We start from the raw sequence: 17,546 nt of genomic DNA, 5'->3' as shown, positions 1-17,546 counted from the left end.
AGAAGGAAAGCCACTATGGAAGGAGTGTACTTGGCATGAAAAGTTTACCTGCTGGTCATGACCTGAGGCTGCCGGCTTGGGGCCCTTATACGAAGCAATATATGGGCATCTCCCATATCAGCGATCAAGCGCGTGGATTACGCTTTGACCTCAGCTTAATGCCGGGATTTTACAGAAGAAAGATTGATATCCCCTCCGTGTTATGGGAATCCGGCTATCATCCGTGGGAAGCTACGGCAGATTACAGCTTTTTCTCTCACCGCCATGAGTTGGAATGGAAGGATGAAGTATACACGGATATCTCATTTAGCCGATTGGACGATAACTCTCGTCTGGTGCGTGCGAGATTCGTCAACCAGACCAACCATGCTCAAAACCTGGTGCTGCATTGGATGGCTTCCCTACAACCGCCCCGGCTTCCGGGACATAGGGAAATTCATGTATGCGCTGAGGCTCGGCTGCCCCAAGGAGCCCAATGGATAGATTCGCTTGATTACAAGGAATTGACCTTTGCGCGCTCTCGCCCATCAGACGGTTTAGTGTATGACGGCTACTTGCGTGGAGAAACGCGCGGTCAGCATTATACCGGAGGCTCTGCCATCGGACAAGGCTTCGGTACGGATGAAGGCGATCTGCTGCTCTATGAAGTACAACTGAACACCTCCTTGCGGGAAGGCACATTTCTTCTCCGATATCAAGCATCTCATAACGGAAATCTCGATATTCGAATCGGCCAACAGTCCTATCGCTTGAATGTGCATAAATCAGAAGAGCTTCGTACTTCAACTATACACGTAGGCGAAATCCCTGCGGGCTCGTTCAGCGTTGAACTATATGGGACAGGCACAGGAGCCATAATAATAGATGGATTTACACTAGTCGAACAAGCTGATATCGAAGTTGTCTCTTTCCCTGACTTACCCTGGCAAACGGAGCCTGAGCTTCTGGAGGGCCCTGTGACAGGCAGCCTGATTCTCCGGTATGACAATTGCCCTTATCATTACGGACTTATGTGGAATTTTCCAGATGTCGAGGTTCGGCAATATAAGAACGACGAATTGGATCGTTATGCGCGTCATACGGTTCACAATCATGTCGACGAGGTCCTTCTCGGGAATGAGAAAGGCCACTTTACGAATATTTTCATGCGACCGATTCACTTGAATCCGAATTCATCCATTACCCTGCACGGCATGGTTTGCTCTGGCTCATACGAGGAGGTGCAAGCCGCCCTTCAGCAGTTTTCCTTGAAGGATGAGCAGTGCGAGATTGTTTATCAAGCAGCAAGGGCAGATCTGAATCGCCCTTCCTGCTATCCGACAGGCGATACCTACCTGTTCAGCCAACAATTAATGAGAGCTACGCTGCTCACGAATACGGTATTTCCTGTCTATACGAAGCGCAGCTATATCCGTCACAATACACCCGGCCGATGGTGGGATTCACTTTATACGTGGGATTCTGGATTTATCGGACTCGGTCTCATGGAGCTGGATGCCCAGCGTGCGTTGGACTGCTTGAATGCCTATTTGACCGAGCCGGGAGATTCTCAGGCCGCCTTCATTCATCATGGCAGTCCGGTGCCTGTCCAACATTATTTGTTCCTGGAATTGTGGAACCGCGGCCAAGCTCAAGCCTACGTGCATGCTTTATATCCGCAATTAAGGCAATATTACTTGTTTCTAGCCGGCAAAATCGGCGGCTCAACAACAGATACAAGCCATTCAGGATTACTAAAAACATGGGATTACTTCTACAATTCCGGGGGTTGGGACGACTATCCGCCTCAGAAATATGTACATGCACAATCATTGGAGCATACAGTTGCACCTGTTATTACTACAAGTCAAGCCATTCGTGTTGCTAAAATACTCAAAATGGCTGCCCGCATGTCGGATGCATGGCTGAAGGATATTCCAGAGTACGAGGCAGATATCCGCTTATGGAGTGAAGCGCTTGAAGCGTATGCTTGGGATGAAGAAGCCGGCTATTACAGCTATGTTGTTCATGGCGAAGATGGCCAACCCGAAGGCATCCTTCGGCATACTTCAGGCACCAATTATAACAGGGGCATGGATGGCCTGTATCCTTTAGTTGCTGGAATTTGCACCAAAGAGCGGGCCGAACAGCTGATCTCCGCGTTATTTGATGAAACCCGACTCTGGACGCCAATCGGAATATCGACAGTTGACCAAAGCGCCCCCTACTATCGAGCAGACGGGTACTGGAACGGTGCAGTCTGGATGCCTCACCAGTGGTTTTTCTGGAAAACGATGCTGGACTTGGGTCATCCCGAGCTGGCTTTCCGAATTGCCGATACAGCGCTTACGGTATGGAAACGAGAAACTGAAACGACTTATAACTGTTATGAGCATTTTATCGTGCAAACCGGGCGCGGAGCAGGATGGCATCATTTTGGCGGGCTGTCGGCCCCCGTCTTGAACTGGTTCGCCGCTTATTATGAACGGGGCAAGGTTTCTGTCGGGTTCAATGTATGGATGCTGGAACAGTCCTTTAACGAGACGCTCACCACATACAAAGCCGAATTCTGCTATGAAGGTGCTACCGATCAACCTTTCAGCTTAATTGTCAATATGGCGAGCGGACACCAGTATGAAGCCAGCAGTACGGGTTGTGTTGTAAATTGGACAATGAACCCGTGCGGCGGTTTGGATCTAGTTATCACCGACTGCCTGCCGCAGGCAGCCATAAGGATTCAAACTGTCGATGCCTAGAAGTCCGGTGAATAAGTCCCGCTGCGCCGCCAAATATCCTTCCGAAACAAAGTAAACACTAACGCTTCTCCAGGATCATTTGGCCGCTCCGCTCATGATTCACCGGACTTCAAGTTGTTTATAAATTATTATCATAACAAACAACGCATCTATCCCTGAGATAGATGCGTTCTTCGCATGTATATAGTTACTTCAAATATAGGGGATCTTAACTATCACTGTCGTTCCATAACCTACCTGACTTTCAACCCCTACCCCATAACCTTCTCCAAACAGCAGCTTTATCCTGTTATTAATATTGGAAAGACCGATACTTTTCCCATCAAAACTGTTTTTCACTCTCTCCGAATCTTCCATATTCAGTTTCGCTTTAATGCTTTCCAGCTCATCTTTACCTATCCCTTTTCCAGAATCCGATACTTGAAAACAAACATCTCCATTAGCATCTATATGGCCACTCACGCTAAGATGACCTCCTGCGTCCATACTTTCAAGTCCATGATATACTGAATTTTCAACAATGGGCTGCAAGATCATTTTAGGTGTTTTCATTTCCAATAGCTTTTCATCAACATTTACTTCCATAGAAAACTTGTTTTCATATCTAATTGAGATAATATTCAAATATGCCTTAATACATTGAATTTCTTCACTTATCCTAACAAGTTCGTCTTGTTTAATACTATATCGAAATATCTTGGACATACTTGAAGTGATCTGCGCTATTTCCTTGCTCCCGTATTCAAGTCCGATACTGCTTATGCAATTTAATGTATTGTACAGGAAATGCGGGTTTATTTGACTTTGTAAGGCAGAAAATTCGGCCTGCTTTTTGCTGAGCTCTGACTCATATAATCTTCCCTGTGTATTAAATATATTTCTTGTCATCTCTTCCATTTTGTCAATCATGCTATTGATATCATAGGCCAACACTCCAACTTCATTGGTTGAGCGTACCTTTATCCTGAAGCCCATATCTCTTTCACCAATTTTTCGCATATCTGCTACAAGCCCCATGACAGGTCGTGTTAGATTATTCAAGAAAAAATACCCGAGAATAATCATACTTAGACTTATACCAATCCCTGCTATAATACTAATATTTTTAATAGCATTCATGTCCGTTGTCAATTCATGCACCGGAATAATACTTACTATACTCCACCCATCCGCCTGCTCCAGGCCTTTTTCCTGAACGATTACGTCTTCCCCATTTATTGTTGTTTTTACTCCATTGGTTAAACTATTCCTATCTACTGATAGTATATCCTTGAATAAAATGCCACGTAAATTTGCATTATTGGATGCAATAACCTCATTTCGGCTGTTTAGAATATACAAAGTAGAGTTAGGCGTCAATTCCGTATTTTCAACAAGTTCTTGCATTTTTTCCGTATTAACCATAACTGAACAATAGCCTGTTTTTTGAGAAAAATAAACCCCTCCAATAGATTCAATAATAGGTGCTATATAAAAGAAATATTCATTTCCTGTTTTTTCGTTTTTTAATATGTTTGTAAACTTTCCTTTTTTAACAGACTCACTATCATTTTTATAATCACTGATAAATTCATCATATTGTTTCAAAAAAAAAATATCACCATTTGTGGAAGCTATGCTGTAAACTCGTCTTCCTTGATTGTCATTAATAACAATTCCATTCACATAAGAATTAAAGGACCTCATATACTCCATTAGATCCAGTACATAAGTGCCTATATCGAAATCCCTCGTATAGTCATCCTCTGCAATGGTGAATTCTTGTATCTTTTTATTATTAACAGCTATGTTTGTACTGACCTTTATATCGTTAAAAACTGAATCTATCTTTTGGCGTGTTTGTTCGATAATTTTATTACCATAATTGGTAGCTCTATTTTGAGTCAAATTATAAAAGCTATAATAGAAATAAAACTCCATTGCTGTAAATATTATAATCGCGAATAAAAATATGAGTAATATCTGATGTTTGAGCTTCAATCTACTAATCTTCAAATTCCCCCACTCCGATCCTGCAAAAAGGTTATATAAATCAGCTTTTTCTGAATTTCGTAGGCGTTATCCCACATTGTTTCTTAAATACTTTATTGAAATAATAGTAATCAGAAAACCCTACTTTTGTTGTAATTTCTTCAATTGATAATTCTGTATGTTTCAATAGCTCACAAGCTTTTTTTATCCTCAATTCAGTTACATATTCGGAAAAGGTTTTGCCCAAAACTTTTTTAAAAAGCTGGCAACAATATACTTGGTTTACAAAAAATTTTACGGATAAATCTTTAAGATATAGCTTGTGCTGATAATTATTGTCGATGTATTTAACCATTTGAATAAAATAGGAGTCTATATCACCTTCATTTACAGACTCGCTGTTCAGTTGCTTTATGTATATAAAAATGTCATATAAAAAACTGCATAATGACTCAAAGTTTTTAAAGCGCTCTTTCAGTTCAGAGTAATTCAGGAAATCAAGTTCCATGTATCTCAGCTCTTCGTAATATGTGCCAACCAACACACTGACCACTTGATTCCATAAATAAACCACCTCCCCCATACCTAAATTATTTTGTTTGAAAGAATACATGAGTGTTTTCATGATGTCATCCATTTCTTCAAACTTATTCTCTTGAATAATAGAAGAAATTCGATCTATAAACGGCTTAACCAAATTAAGCTTTGGCTCATATTCAAATATACCTTTTTCTTCATTTAAAAATATGTTTGACGCTGCGATATCTGATTCCTTTATAAGCTTGGAAATATTTTCATAATTATTAGAAATGCTGCTGATTCCTACCGCTTTTATATCTGAACCAGTGAAAACTGTAGCATCCAATCTATCATCCAAATCAGTACTTTTTTCACTTTTGAGAATATATAATGTCTTTCTTGATCCAAATTCAACTTCCAATGTATGTTTACTATCAAAAAACGGTCTGTCATTATAATCCTTTTTTTCGCTATTTGAATACATGATAAGTACACGAAAGTAATAGTCCGATGTATGATCAAAAAATGAAGTTAAATGTTTTAATTCTCTTTTATCCGTTGAGATTAGAGCCTCTAGAATAAGGTTATTTCTCATACTTTTCTTTTTAGAAAAATGCAATGCCAGCTTTTCAATTAACGGATCTGCCATCTCTATATCTATGGGCTTTAGGAAATAATCCAGCGCACCATACCTTAAGGCCTCCTGCGCGTATGCAAATTCAGCGAAACCGCTTACAATAACGAACTCAACATCCAATTCCTTTTTTTTGGTCATTCTAATAAGGTCAAGGCCGGAAATTTCAGGCATTCTTATATCTGTAAAAACGAGATCAGGACGCTCTTCGTTTATAAAATCAATTGCCTTATGGACGCTTGTAAATTGGCCTGTGATTTCAAACCCGTATTTATTCCAGTTAAATGCATTCCGTATTCCTTTTATCGCCCACGGTTCATCATCTATAATAATAACACTATACATAAGTACCCCCTTGATAGCTGATATACCTGTTCCTAACAGCCTGTCCGCCCTACCATCCTATAATCTGCTAAATTTTAACTCTTTACCAGCAAAATAACAAGACAGCCACACGTTCCATGATAAAAACCTATGGATATAACGCCGTTATGTCCATAGGCTTTTAACTTATCCGCTGATATGTCAACGGCCTGTATGAACTTTTGGATTACTTCTTATTTCTTATTTCTTATTGGATTGCATGGCCTTGTAGATTTTCACATTTTCATCCATTACAGTCTGCCCGCCTGCTGCCATATATTCTGCAACCAGCTTATCGTACAAGCTGTCGAATTCTGCAGGCTTGCAAACAATAAGTTTATCCGTCATTTGTTTGTCCATATCCCCAAGTGTTTTGCCAAACTTAATATTAGACTCACTTGGCGTATCATAGAAGAAATTTGTGTAAGTATCCGTAGTATTGATTTTGTATGATTTTTCTGCAGCATCTTCGAGACCTGGAGCCGATGCAGCTAAAGCCTTAATATTCTTCTGAGGATCACCCAGCTCCACACCATTTACAACCAATGTAAGATCAAGATTTAGATTACTGGTTTGCATGTTGTCCCCTGTTTGATTGATAACCTGCGGAATACCATTAACCATCTTGTGATTAACGCCTTCCTGTCCGTATTGCAGGAAGAATAATACCTTGGGGTCGGACATCCAGTTTAAGTATTTAATTGCCAGCTCTGCATTTTTACTGCTCTTAGGGATAAAGATATTCACTCCATTTTCATTGTACGCGATTTTCTTGTATTTCCCTTCAGAATTCTTAAAAGTATCAATAGGAACAAAGTTTGCGTTAGGTACATTTGCTTTTAAGGGCTCACTGATACTTTGCCTTAACGGATAATCCCAGTTAGCAATCAAGAATCCAACTTTACCATTTGTAACGTCAGCATCCGCCTGCTTAGCCGTTTTGTCTAGAGCAAAATCAGGGCTGATTAATTTTTCATTGTAGAGCTTGTTAAGAAACTTGAGCGCATCTTTATTTCCGGGTCTTAGCCAACTCGGAGTTGTAACGAATTCTTCCTCCGACTGCTTCCCCCAGAAGGATTCGCCTAAATTTCCATAGTTATAGTTCATACCGGTTGCTGCCAATCCCCAGGGAATAACCCGATCTACGCCTCCAGGATTTTTATCTCTGAATGCAATTAATGTATTATATAATTCATCTCGGGTGGTAGGAACGGGCATCCCCACTTTATCCAGCCAATCCTTTCTAATAAACATACCATTCCATGCGAGCGAAGTTCTTTTTGCAGGGATCGCCATCTGCTTCCCACCAAAAAGTCCGTAAGAAAGAACGGTCTTACCGAGATAATTCGTTAATTCCTTACCATGCTTAGCTAATATATCATCCAATTGAATAATGCCATTAACCTTAGCGTATCGGGATACGGTTGCGCTGTCATAAGTAAATGATATATCAGGCGCCTCGCCTGCAGCCATCAATACATTGAGCTTATCAATTTCCTGTGACCTGGGTACCGGAACGAACTTCACAACCGCATTATTCGGTTTTCCGAAATTTTCATTTATGTACCGTGTCCAGGTATTATTGTTCAAATCCGGCTGTCCCTGTACTCCTCTATCAAATACTTCAACTGTTAGTGTAACCGGCGAAGCTGAAGGCGTTGCAGCTGCCGTTGACGTTGGCTGGCCTTCCTTTTTACTCCCGCTTTCACATCCTACCACAGTACTTATTAATAACGTCATAACCGGTAATACAGCCAACAATTTTTTATTTTTCATTTTTGACCTCTCCTTATTACTTAGTCATTTCTAAAACTCTACAGCCATTTGTATGAGTCCTCACCAATCCTGGATGATCGGCAAGTAACCACCTCCTTTCTTTTCCAGATTCAGGATCAGCCCTTAATTGCCCCCGTCATGACACCATCAACAAAATATTTTTGAAGTTTAGGGTAAACAATTAATATAGGAACTGTCGCAAACATTACACTTGCCGCTTTCAATGACTCTGGAACAATATAGGCACCCATACTACCCTCACCTTGCTGGGCATCTAACTGTTGATTTGCAGTTATAATTTGATACAGCTTTAATTGCATCGGATATAAGTTCTTATCTGTTATATAAAAAAGTGCATCTTGAAAACCATTCCATCTGTCAACCGCATAAAAGAGGCTTAAGGTTGCTATAGCAGGCAAAGATAGTGGAAGAACTATCCGTACAAGTATCCCAAATTCATTACAACCATCTATAGATGCCGATTCTTCCAGGCTTTCTGGAAGTGATGAGAAGAAGGTCTTGAGTATGATCAAATTGAAAACACTCATAGCACCAGGCAAAACCAAGCTCCATATCGTATTGATCATTAGCAGGTTTTTTACCAGAATATAGCTCGGTATCAAACCTCCACTAAAATACATCGTAAACACCAGGAATGTTAAAAAGAAGCTTCTTCCCTTTAATCTTTTCTTTGTAAGCGGATACGCTGCGCATATGGTTAAAAACATACAAATTATTGTATATATAATAGTAAGAACAATCGTATACCCTAGTGTATAAATCATCTCTATATCGTTTAAGATTGTTTTATAGGTTTCAATTGTGAATTCTACCGGCCAAAGAGCAACCTTCTGGGAAATAATTGCATTATTCGAGCTTAGAGAAAGAGCAATCATATACAGAAATGGAACCAGACAAGTAATGGCTACTCCAGTAAGGAATAATATAATACATAGATCAACTAAATTAGTTTTTTGCTTTCTACTCAACAAGCCCATCTCCTCACCAAATTCCCTGTTCCCCTATTTTTTTAGCAATAAAATTCGCTGTCACTAAAAATACCAACCCGACAACAGATTGAAATAGTCCCACTGCTGTTGCCTGTGAAAAATCGCCAGATCCAATTCCGATCCTATAAACAAATGTACTGATTACATCGGAGTATTCACTTACCAGTGAATTTCCCAAAACAAATGGCCGGTCAAACCCTATCGAGAGCATTCTTCCAATTTGTAAAATAAGCAAAATAATAATTGTTGGCTTAATTCCAGGCAAAGTAATATGCCATATTTTACGAAGCCTGTTGCACCCATCCATATCTGCAGCCTCATATAACTCCTTGTTTATTCCAGTTATTGCCGCTAAATATAAGATTGTACCCCACCCTGCACTTTGCCATATCCCAATAGCCAGATACATGATCAGCCAGTTCGTTTTTTGAGACAGAAACTCAATGTTAGCAAAGCCAAGGCTAGATAGGAAACTGTTCGCCATGCCACCAGAGGAAAATATCAGGTATGCCATACCTCCAATAATGATCCAGGACAAGAAATGCGGTAAATATAAAATAGTTTGGGTCGCTTTTTTAAATCTTACATGCCGGAGTTCATTCAACAAAACTGCCAGTATTATTGGTGCTGGGAAACCGACTATCAAATCCAGAAAGTTTAAAACCAGTGTGTTTTTAAGAGCACGGTAAAAACTATTTTGTTCAAATATGAATTTGAAGACGTCCAGCCCAACCCACTCGCTCCCGCTAATTCCCTCAAAAATGTTATAGTCCTGGAAAGCCATCAATACACCATATATGGGAGCATATTTAAATATTATGATATAAGCTATTGGCAACAGTAAGAGAAAATAAAGTAGAGAATCTTTTTTCAAACTATGTACGATACTGTTTTTCCTGTTTACTTTGATATTGCCTCTAGAGCTGCCTACAACCGCTTTCAATTACATCATCCCTCTTCCAATAAGTTTTAACCAAACATCCTCCTGTTCAATAATTTGCGTTACAAATCTTATAAAGATATCTTCATGTAGAAAATTATACTCTCAACATTTATTAATAAAATGTAATTTTCTAAAATTAATTTGGTAATATTTTAATATTTTTAATTACCAAGGGGTGCTGGCTGCACCGCGCTTCCCGCAATGGTCCCAGCCAGCACCCCGATTTACAACCGCTTTATTATCACAAAACTGACTTTGCCCTCAGCTCTTCCTCGAATCTTTTTCCTGCTGCATTTTTCACTCTGTGGATCGTTCCGTCAGGCTGCTCTTCCAGGTTATATAAACCGAAGGTAGCCAGATTTTCTTTAAACGATAGACCGTTCGTCCGGTAGGGCCAATCCACCATATCTAGAAAAGGGAACCATGTTACACCATACAGCTCAATCCCCTCTTCACTCATTTTCCAGCCTGCACGAATAACATCCTCCAGCCAGGAAACTCTCTCTTCTTCGCTACCATTGTAACTTGTCTCCGTAATGAAAATGGGTCTTTGATAGCGTTGATACAGTTCTCTGGCAATATCGATCATATCCTCGGCAGTTCCCATCACCGCCCTTGGGACCTGTCCTTGCTCAACAGTCTCTTTGCCAATCACATTTAAGGAGAATTGCGGATAATAATTAACTCCGACCAGATCAAGTTCAATGCGATTCTGCGCATACCATGCCAAATCCTGATCGCTCATATGATGATCCTGAACCCATGTGAACAGTGGATGTCCCTTCTGAATTCGCCCCTGCACCAACTCCCACATAATGAATCGTATTTCATTCCATAATCGGGTTGCTTCTTCGTAGGATGGATCTTCTGCCACATACTTCTTGGAAGCCTCCACGTGCACCATTACAGCATTGGGATCAACCTCTTTTAAACATTTAACGGTCATAATGATTCCCTTACACAACTGATTTATCATCAGTGTAAAGCCAAGTACCCCTGTTAGATATGGAGGCCATTTCCCACTCCACCCGCACCATTCCGCATTAACAAATGGTTCATTAAGTGGAGTATAGTAAGATGTTACACCTTTGTATCTTTCCGCAAATGCCTTGGCATATCTCGCAACCAATTGCGGATACTGCGCATTCATGAATTCATTCTTGAGCCATAACGGCGTACCATAATGCATCAGGTCAATAATAGGCACTAAATCGCGATGTTGATCGAAATAAGCCATTACCTTATCCGTCCATGACCAATCGAATACACCGTTACTGGTTTCAATTCGATACCAAGGAATACCATAACGAATCATGGTAGCCCCTGTCTCCCTGACTCTATTTAAATCCTCCTCCCAGTATTGATAGTGCTGCGTAATCTCATATTCATCCAGAACCCTCTCGCCTCTGGCCGTTTGACCAATGAAGGTATTTTCGAAGCCTACAGCCCAAACCCAAGGATGTAATTTGTCCATACAGTAGCTTTCTCCTTTTCCGTCATCTCTGATCTCTATTCTTTTAAGCCAGTAAAAGCAACGCCTTGAATAAAATACTTCTGGGCAAATAAAAAAGCGATAACAAGCGGAGAGGTAGCAATCACGGCACCAGCGGTTAAAACCCCATATTCCACCACATGCTGACCCATAAATAAGGCAAGTCCAGCTGGCAAGGTTCTCATATTCTCAGTACTCGTAATAATTAAGGGCCACAATAAATCATTCCAGTTGTACATCAAGTGGAACAGTGCCAGACTGGCAATAGCGGGCTTAGCCAATGGTAAAATAATTTGCCAATACAGCCTAAATTCTGAGCACCCGTCAATTCTGGCTGCTTCATCCAACTCTTTGGGCAATCCTATAAAAAATTGCCTAAGCATAAAAATACCGAATGCATTCGTTGCTCGTGGAATAATCAATCCCCAAAATGTGTTGAGCCAGCCCAAATGGCTGAGCATGATAAACAACGGAATGATTGTCACCTGAACAGGAATCATTAATGCGACCAACACGAGGAGGAATAACTGATTTCGTCCTCTAAATGAAAGTCTGGCAAACGCATAACCGGCCATGGAGTCAAAAAGGAGAGAAACCAAGGTAACACTGAAGGAGAAAATAACGCTATTTTTGAAAAAAGTGAGAAAAGGAATCCTGCTCCATACATGTATATACGAGTCTAAGATTATCTTGGACGGTACTAATGTAGGTGGAAACTGTACAATTTCATTCTCAGGCTTAAACGATGTAAATACCATCCATACGAATGGAAAAGCAACAACAACAGCTGCCGCAATCAGCATCAGATACTGGAAATTGCGGGTTACATATGACTTCATGCCCAGTACCCCCTAGTCCGTTTCATTGAAATTAAACAGCTTAAGCTGAGTTAACGTAATTAGAAATACAACAACAAACAAAACCCAGGCCGCTGAAGAGGCATAGCCCATATCCAGCAATTCAAAGCCTTGATGGTAAATGTAATACACGATGGTTTCCGTACTGAATAAGGGCCCTCCATGCGTCATAACAAATACCTGATCGAATACTTGAAATGAAGCAATTATGGATATTATGGTTACGAACAGTGTTGTATGTCGTAGTGATGGCAAAGTAATGTGCCAAAATTTCTGTAGTGTATTCGCACCGTCCATTTTTGCAGCCTCATACAATGAGATCGAGATTCCTTGCAAGCCTGCCATAAAAATAACCATATTGAATCCGACATTTTTCCAAATAGCAATCAGAATGACGGCTGGCATCGCCCATGTTGTATCCCGTAGCCAACCTGTCACGGAAAAGCCAATGATATGACCATAATAAGATAGCAATCCGATATCCGGATCCATTAAAAATGACCATATAATCGAAAGTACGGCAAAGGATGAAATCACAGGTAGAAAATAAATAGCTTTAAAGAAACTCATTCCCTTGAGTGTCAAATTACATAATAATGCGAGCAGCAGCGAGAAAAAAATACCCAAAGGCACAGAACTTACTGTAAAATAAACAGTATTTCGCACAGAGTTCCACAAGCGTTCATCTTGCATCAGCTTGCTGTAGTTATTTATCCCAATGAAGGGGTGCTCTGTTTCCAGCAGACTCCATTGATGCAGACTTAACCAGAATGAGTTAATAATCGGCCAAAATACAAATAATGACAATAGGAGCGCTGTTGGCAATAAAAAGAAAAAAGCTGCCCGGCTTTGTTTGGTCAAAGTCCTTCTGTTGACGCGTGGGCTTATCATAGCTACCTCCTGGATCTCGTTCATTCTTATTTGTTTGATAAGAGGGCATCCAATTTCTTACTTGCATCTGCCATAGTAGCTTCGACAGTACCTTTATTGTTAGTAATCGCTTGAATAGCTGGTGTGAAAATGTCACTGTCAATTTTACTAAATTGCTCTAAGCCTGCTAAGTAAAATCTGGATTCATTTGCGACTGCAGCGAATTGTGGAATGAGAGGATTCGACTTCACTAGCGGATTGTCACTTAAATCAGTTCTCGTTGGAGGGAAACCGCTTTTTGAAGACAGATAAGCTTGAGCATCTGCACTATTCCAGAACTTCATGAACTCGTAAACCTCATCTTTATGCTTGGTGTTTTTCCCAATCACCATCGCAGCAGCATTAGCAAGTGTAACTTTGCCTGCAGGGCCTGATGGAACCGGTGCAACGCCATAGTTTACGCCGCTTAACCCACCAGCCATCCAAGGACCATTGATTTCCATTGCAGCTTTGCCAGAAGCGAAGATTTTGTCCGCATCTCCCCCCGTCAGATTAACAGGAGAAATCCGCTTGTTTGCAACTAAGTCAGCCCATATTTTAAGCGCTTCCACAGTTTTACTGTCGTTTAACATTGATTTCTTATGATCTGCAGAAAGAATATCTCCGCCATTCCCCCAAATAAGAATGGGCCACATCGGAATTGTTGCATGGTCAGCAAGCACCAGTCCATATTGTTTCTCATTGCCGTTCGTTTTTGTTGTTTTCATAATAGCATCCTGCCATTCTGCCCATGTCGTCGGAGGAGCAGTAATCCCAGCAGCTTTAAATAAGTCCTTGTTATAGTACATTAATAACGTTGCCGTATTGGCAGGTACTGCATATAATTTACTGTTATATTTCATAGCATCGACTAAACTCGTTGCCATCACCTTAGGATCAATTCCCTTCCCATAAATATCATCTACAGGAAGAATCAAATTACCTTTGGCATATTGTGGAATTAATGCGGAATCGAAGGATGCGATGTCAGGCCCTTGACCCGATGCAAGAGATGTAGGTAATTTGGCTAGAAGTGCATCCCAAGGAGAGATCTCCATCGTAACCTGAATATTGGGGTGACTGTCGTTAAATCGCTTCACAAGTTCCTCATAAGCCGGACGATCCGGACCGGTAAACCCATTCCAATACGTTAGCGTTACTTTGGCTTCAGAAGTTGCTTTGCTTCCTGTTTCTGATCCTGTGTTGCTACTTCCACATGCTGTCAGGACCACTGATAAAGTAAATACAGATACGCACGAAATCAACCATGACTTTTTGTTTAAAAGGTTGTTCATAGTATTCCTCCTGTTTGGTTTAAAATGTGATAGACCCTTACTTTCTGACAACTTGGATAGCTCAATAACGCTACATGCACATCACCTCCTTTAAAATTTAAATCGATTTAAATTTGTTTTAAAAAAAAAGACTTTATGTCATACCCGCACCACAGGATTCACGAATAATTAAATGTGTAGACATAACCGTTCTTTTTTCCTTTACTTCTTGGTTATTTAAGACGGCCATCAATTTCTCCGCGGCCACATAACCGAGCTCTCTCATAGGCTGATGAATTGTCGTTAACATGGGAGTAACCACTGTCGACATATCTATATCATCGAAACCTACAACGGACACATCAGTTGGAACCGAAATCTTGTTTTCTTTATAGAATTTCAGTGCACCAATCGCCATTAGATCATTCCCAGCGAATAACGCATCATAAACGATTTGTTTACGCATTAATTCTGCAGCAGCTTCATATCCGGACTCTCTAGAAAAATCCTTCTCCATAATCAATGCTTCATCATAATGGATTTTATTATCCATGAGTGCTCTCTTATATCCCTCCAACCTATCAATACCTTCTTGATGGTCCAGTGGGCCTGTAATATGTACAATTCGCTTCCTGCCAATCCGTATAAGATGCTCTGTGGCTGTATAAGCCCCCCCCATATCATCTCTTTCAACAGTTAGCGCATCGTCATGATGCCATTTCCCCAGATACACAACTGGGAAACCAGATTCGACCATTCTTAATATGTTTTTGTCATGGATAGAAGCTGAAGAAAGTATAATCCCATCTGCACGTCGATTCTTTAATATTTTATTGTAGGCGGCAGATTCATCTTTTTCGGAGGGGCTTGTGGAAATTAGTAAATTATAATTGTGCCTGTCTAATACTTCGTTAATCCCTTCTAGCAGTTGTGCAAAGTAAGGGTGTGTAAATACATGGTGAGAAGTATTGGGAATGATAAATGAGATCGTTTCGGTTTTCTTAGCTCTAAGACTGCGACCAATCTCATTAGGAATATAATTTAACTTCATAGCTGCTTCTTCAACTAGCTTTTTCGTTTTCACGTTTACCCTTGGATCACCAGAGAGTGCTAAGGATACGGTCGCGGTTGAAACATTGGCTAGATTGGCAACGTCTTTTATTGTAACTGTGAAATTTTTCAATAGCTGCTCCTTTTAATTTAAATCGATTTAAATGATAACTAAATAGTAAAACGTTTTCTTTTTTTTGTCAATACTTTCTAAGCTCAACTGTTGGAAATTTAAAGTATTTCGTTTTGTTCATATTCCATCTATGTATTCGTAAAAAGTCCCGATGTATCAAGGCTTTTGTGAGTAACGATTATAAATGAGACGTTTCGACCAATATCGCCCCATCCAGATCAAAAACCTCAAGTTTCTGTCTCATCTTCTCCTGATATGGATGTTCACCTGGCAGTTCCCAAGAAATTTTATCAGCGGCGAATAAAACCTTATCCAATGGACTTGCTCCTGCCTTTAGGGTCGTATGGCATTCAATTGCGTTTAAAATAGCTATACCCGTACAACCGAATATTCCCATAGCCATGTCCTTCGAAAGCTTCTGATGAATGATTCTCGGAAAACGTAGCTCCACTTCAATGATGTCGATTGATTGAGCTTCTGCAATACTCATCATCCTATCTTTCGGAACAACATTACTAACGTCATGGAGTAGCGCCGCTTGCAAGGCAAATGTCTCATTTACACCAAATAATTGAGCGATTCGGAGCTGATATTCGTACACTACACTCATTCTTTAGCTCCTAACGAGACATTTTCGAACATCAAATTCAATTCTTGCGCCACATCATCAATAAATCTTTCAACCATTTCGAGAGAGATAATTCGAGGTACATTCATCGGCTCATTTAGAGGATCCGACAAATAATCAATTTTCTCGTCTTTGTATGTTAAGATCTCTTGTCTTGTTAGGCCACCAACATCATAGCACGCGGATTTGTTCAACTTCTGAATGATTTCTTCAAACCATTCCGTTGAGCGCGACAGCAAAAACTCAATCTTGCTCACATCGATATTGTAGACATTCTTATCAGCAGATTGCTTTTCAAACTCGCGATATACCGTAAAGGTCCATACGCGGTCGGCATAGATATGAGCAACATATCCAAGAATAAAATCCAAATATAATGAATCGTAAATTCTTTGGGTTTTCAGAAATTCCTTCAGGTCATCATTGGTTGCAAAATCCCCGTTTGGCTTCATGAGATGAGACTTATTTTTCTCTACACGGTCATTCGTTCTTACATGAATCGAATCGGGCGCCAAACTTCCTAGCAAAAATTCAGGACTTGGATCGCCGTACAAACGCCTTGCAATTTCAAAGTGTACCATAGGCCAAGGCAAGTATAATCCCCCCATCCAGGCTAATTTTAAAACAATTTTACCATACTAAGGAATAATGATACCGATAATATTCTGCCTTATTGGTGAATACGCGCTGCAACTGATTTACTTAAAGTTATAATACTTACTTAGGCAAAGAGTAAAGACAAGTAAGAGAGGAAGTGTTAATTAGTGCTAATCATTTACTCCACAGGTTCTCTGATTCTTCTGGCGTTCGCTCATTGGCTGCTATGGGGAACAATCCGCTTCCAGCATAACCTTCGATGGGTAGGTATATTAACTACATTCATCATCCTGACTCTACCTTTACTTTATATGCTGTACAACAACAATCCTGCAAAGATAGTAGGGGCCAATATTGGTCTGGATCTTTCCTTTTTTTTCACATGGATAGTAACATTGCTACTACTGCTCACGGCAGGCATACGTCTTTTTATACAAAGAAAAAAAGTTCGGTAATCGAAAACGTTAGTTTACTAAATTAACAGGCTGCTCCCACAACAGCCTGCTATTGTGTGCGTTTTCGTGGGGTGACATGTCTCACGTAAATGTGACAAGGAGAAAGGAGCTTTGACACCTCACAAGACAACCAGAATCTGAAATGTCTTAACCATGGATTGCCCAGACCAAATTCAATATATTTCAGAGTTAACTCCCCC

General features: G+C 40.4%; 13 protein-coding genes. 1 reads left to right on the top strand and 12 read right to left on the bottom strand.

Annotated features, from left to right (window positions below; translation table 11 throughout):
* Window positions 1-35: 35 nt before the first annotated feature.
* A complete protein-coding gene (locus OB236_RS22635; protein WP_262686006.1) occupies window positions 36-2,735 on the top strand; it encodes an MGH1-like glycoside hydrolase domain-containing protein in 2,700 nt (899 codons plus the stop codon).
* A gap of 192 nt (window positions 2,736-2,927) precedes the next feature.
* Here OB236_RS22635 and OB236_RS22630 read toward each other — a convergent pair whose 3' ends face one another.
* The 12 genes from OB236_RS22630 to OB236_RS22575 all read right to left on the bottom strand — a co-directional run bounded on the left by OB236_RS22630 (window position 2,928) and on the right by OB236_RS22575 (window position 16,887).
* On the bottom strand, window positions 2,928-4,730 hold the full coding sequence (locus OB236_RS22630; protein ID WP_262686005.1) for a sensor histidine kinase: 1,803 nt from the start codon (window positions 4,728-4,730) through the stop codon (window positions 2,928-2,930).
* Window positions 4,731-4,767: 37 nt separating this feature from the next.
* Entirely contained in the window at window positions 4,768-6,204 is a 1,437-nt protein-coding gene (locus tag OB236_RS22625) for a response regulator transcription factor (RefSeq protein WP_262686004.1), read from the bottom strand.
* A 219-nt stretch (window positions 6,205-6,423) separates the two neighbouring features.
* Window positions 6,424-7,998, bottom strand: coding sequence for an extracellular solute-binding protein (locus tag OB236_RS22620; RefSeq protein ID WP_262686003.1), 1,575 nt, complete (start codon window positions 7,996-7,998; stop codon window positions 6,424-6,426).
* Window positions 7,999-8,114: 116 nt separating this feature from the next.
* A complete protein-coding gene (locus OB236_RS22615) occupies window positions 8,115-8,996 on the bottom strand; it encodes a carbohydrate ABC transporter permease (RefSeq protein ID WP_262686002.1) in 882 nt (293 codons plus the stop codon).
* Between the two features lie 4 nt (window positions 8,997-9,000).
* Window positions 9,001-9,951, bottom strand: coding sequence for an ABC transporter permease (locus OB236_RS22610; RefSeq protein WP_408638509.1), 951 nt, complete (start codon window positions 9,949-9,951; stop codon window positions 9,001-9,003).
* 241 nt (window positions 9,952-10,192) lie between these two features.
* Entirely contained in the window at window positions 10,193-11,425 is a 1,233-nt protein-coding gene (locus OB236_RS22605) for a family 1 glycosylhydrolase (RefSeq protein ID WP_262686001.1), read from the bottom strand.
* A gap of 35 nt (window positions 11,426-11,460) precedes the next feature.
* Entirely contained in the window at window positions 11,461-12,282 is an 822-nt protein-coding gene (locus OB236_RS22600) for a carbohydrate ABC transporter permease (protein ID WP_262686000.1), read from the bottom strand.
* Window positions 12,283-12,294: 12 nt separating this feature from the next.
* Window positions 12,295-13,191 carry a carbohydrate ABC transporter permease gene (locus OB236_RS22595; RefSeq protein WP_262685999.1) on the bottom strand — a complete coding sequence of 299 codons (897 nt, stop codon included), beginning with the start codon at window positions 13,189-13,191 and terminating at the stop codon, window positions 12,295-12,297.
* A gap of 26 nt (window positions 13,192-13,217) precedes the next feature.
* A complete protein-coding gene (locus OB236_RS22590; protein ID WP_262685998.1) occupies window positions 13,218-14,504 on the bottom strand; it encodes an ABC transporter substrate-binding protein in 1,287 nt (428 codons plus the stop codon).
* Between the two features lie 133 nt (window positions 14,505-14,637).
* Complete coding sequence (locus OB236_RS22585; protein WP_262685997.1) at window positions 14,638-15,666, bottom strand: LacI family DNA-binding transcriptional regulator; 1,029 nt, start codon at window positions 15,664-15,666, stop codon at window positions 14,638-14,640.
* Window positions 15,667-15,844: 178 nt separating this feature from the next.
* The gene (locus OB236_RS22580) at window positions 15,845-16,276 is read right to left on the bottom strand and encodes an HD domain-containing protein (protein ID WP_262685996.1); all 432 of its coding nucleotides are present in this window, start codon (window positions 16,274-16,276) and stop codon (window positions 15,845-15,847) included.
* A complete protein-coding gene (locus OB236_RS22575) occupies window positions 16,273-16,887 on the bottom strand; it encodes a zinc dependent phospholipase C family protein (RefSeq protein ID WP_262685995.1) in 615 nt (204 codons plus the stop codon). The genes OB236_RS22580 and OB236_RS22575 overlap by 4 nt, the downstream gene beginning before the upstream one ends.
* Window positions 16,888-17,546: the final 659 nt, after the last annotated feature.

The sequence above is a fragment of the Paenibacillus baimaensis genome, assembly GCF_025567575.1.
Note: the sequence above shows the minus strand (reverse complement) of the source record. Positions and strands in the feature narration are given on the sequence as shown.

Excerpts from the sequence above, each read along its gene's own strand:
- OB236_RS22590 (WP_262685998.1), bottom strand. The coding sequence starts at position 14,504 with ATGAACAACCTTTTAAACAAAAAGTCATGGTTGATTTCGTGCGTATCT.
- OB236_RS22615 (WP_262686002.1), bottom strand. The coding sequence starts at position 8,996 with ATGGGCTTGTTGAGTAGAAAGCAAAAAACTAATTTAGTTGATCTATGT.
- OB236_RS22620 (WP_262686003.1), bottom strand. The coding sequence starts at position 7,998 with ATGAAAAATAAAAAATTGTTGGCTGTATTACCGGTTATGACGTTATTA.
- OB236_RS22595 (WP_262685999.1), bottom strand. The coding sequence starts at position 13,191 with ATGATAAGCCCACGCGTCAACAGAAGGACTTTGACCAAACAAAGCCGG.
- OB236_RS22605 (WP_262686001.1), bottom strand. The coding sequence starts at position 11,425 with ATGGACAAATTACATCCTTGGGTTTGGGCTGTAGGCTTCGAAAATACC.
- OB236_RS22625 (WP_262686004.1), bottom strand. The coding sequence starts at position 6,204 with ATGTATAGTGTTATTATTATAGATGATGAACCGTGGGCGATAAAAGGA.
- OB236_RS22600 (WP_262686000.1), bottom strand. The coding sequence starts at position 12,282 with ATGAAGTCATATGTAACCCGCAATTTCCAGTATCTGATGCTGATTGCG.
- OB236_RS22580 (WP_262685996.1), bottom strand. The coding sequence starts at position 16,276 with ATGAGTGTAGTGTACGAATATCAGCTCCGAATCGCTCAATTATTTGGT.
- OB236_RS22635 (WP_262686006.1), top strand. The coding sequence starts at position 36 with ATGAAAAGTTTACCTGCTGGTCATGACCTGAGGCTGCCGGCTTGGGGC.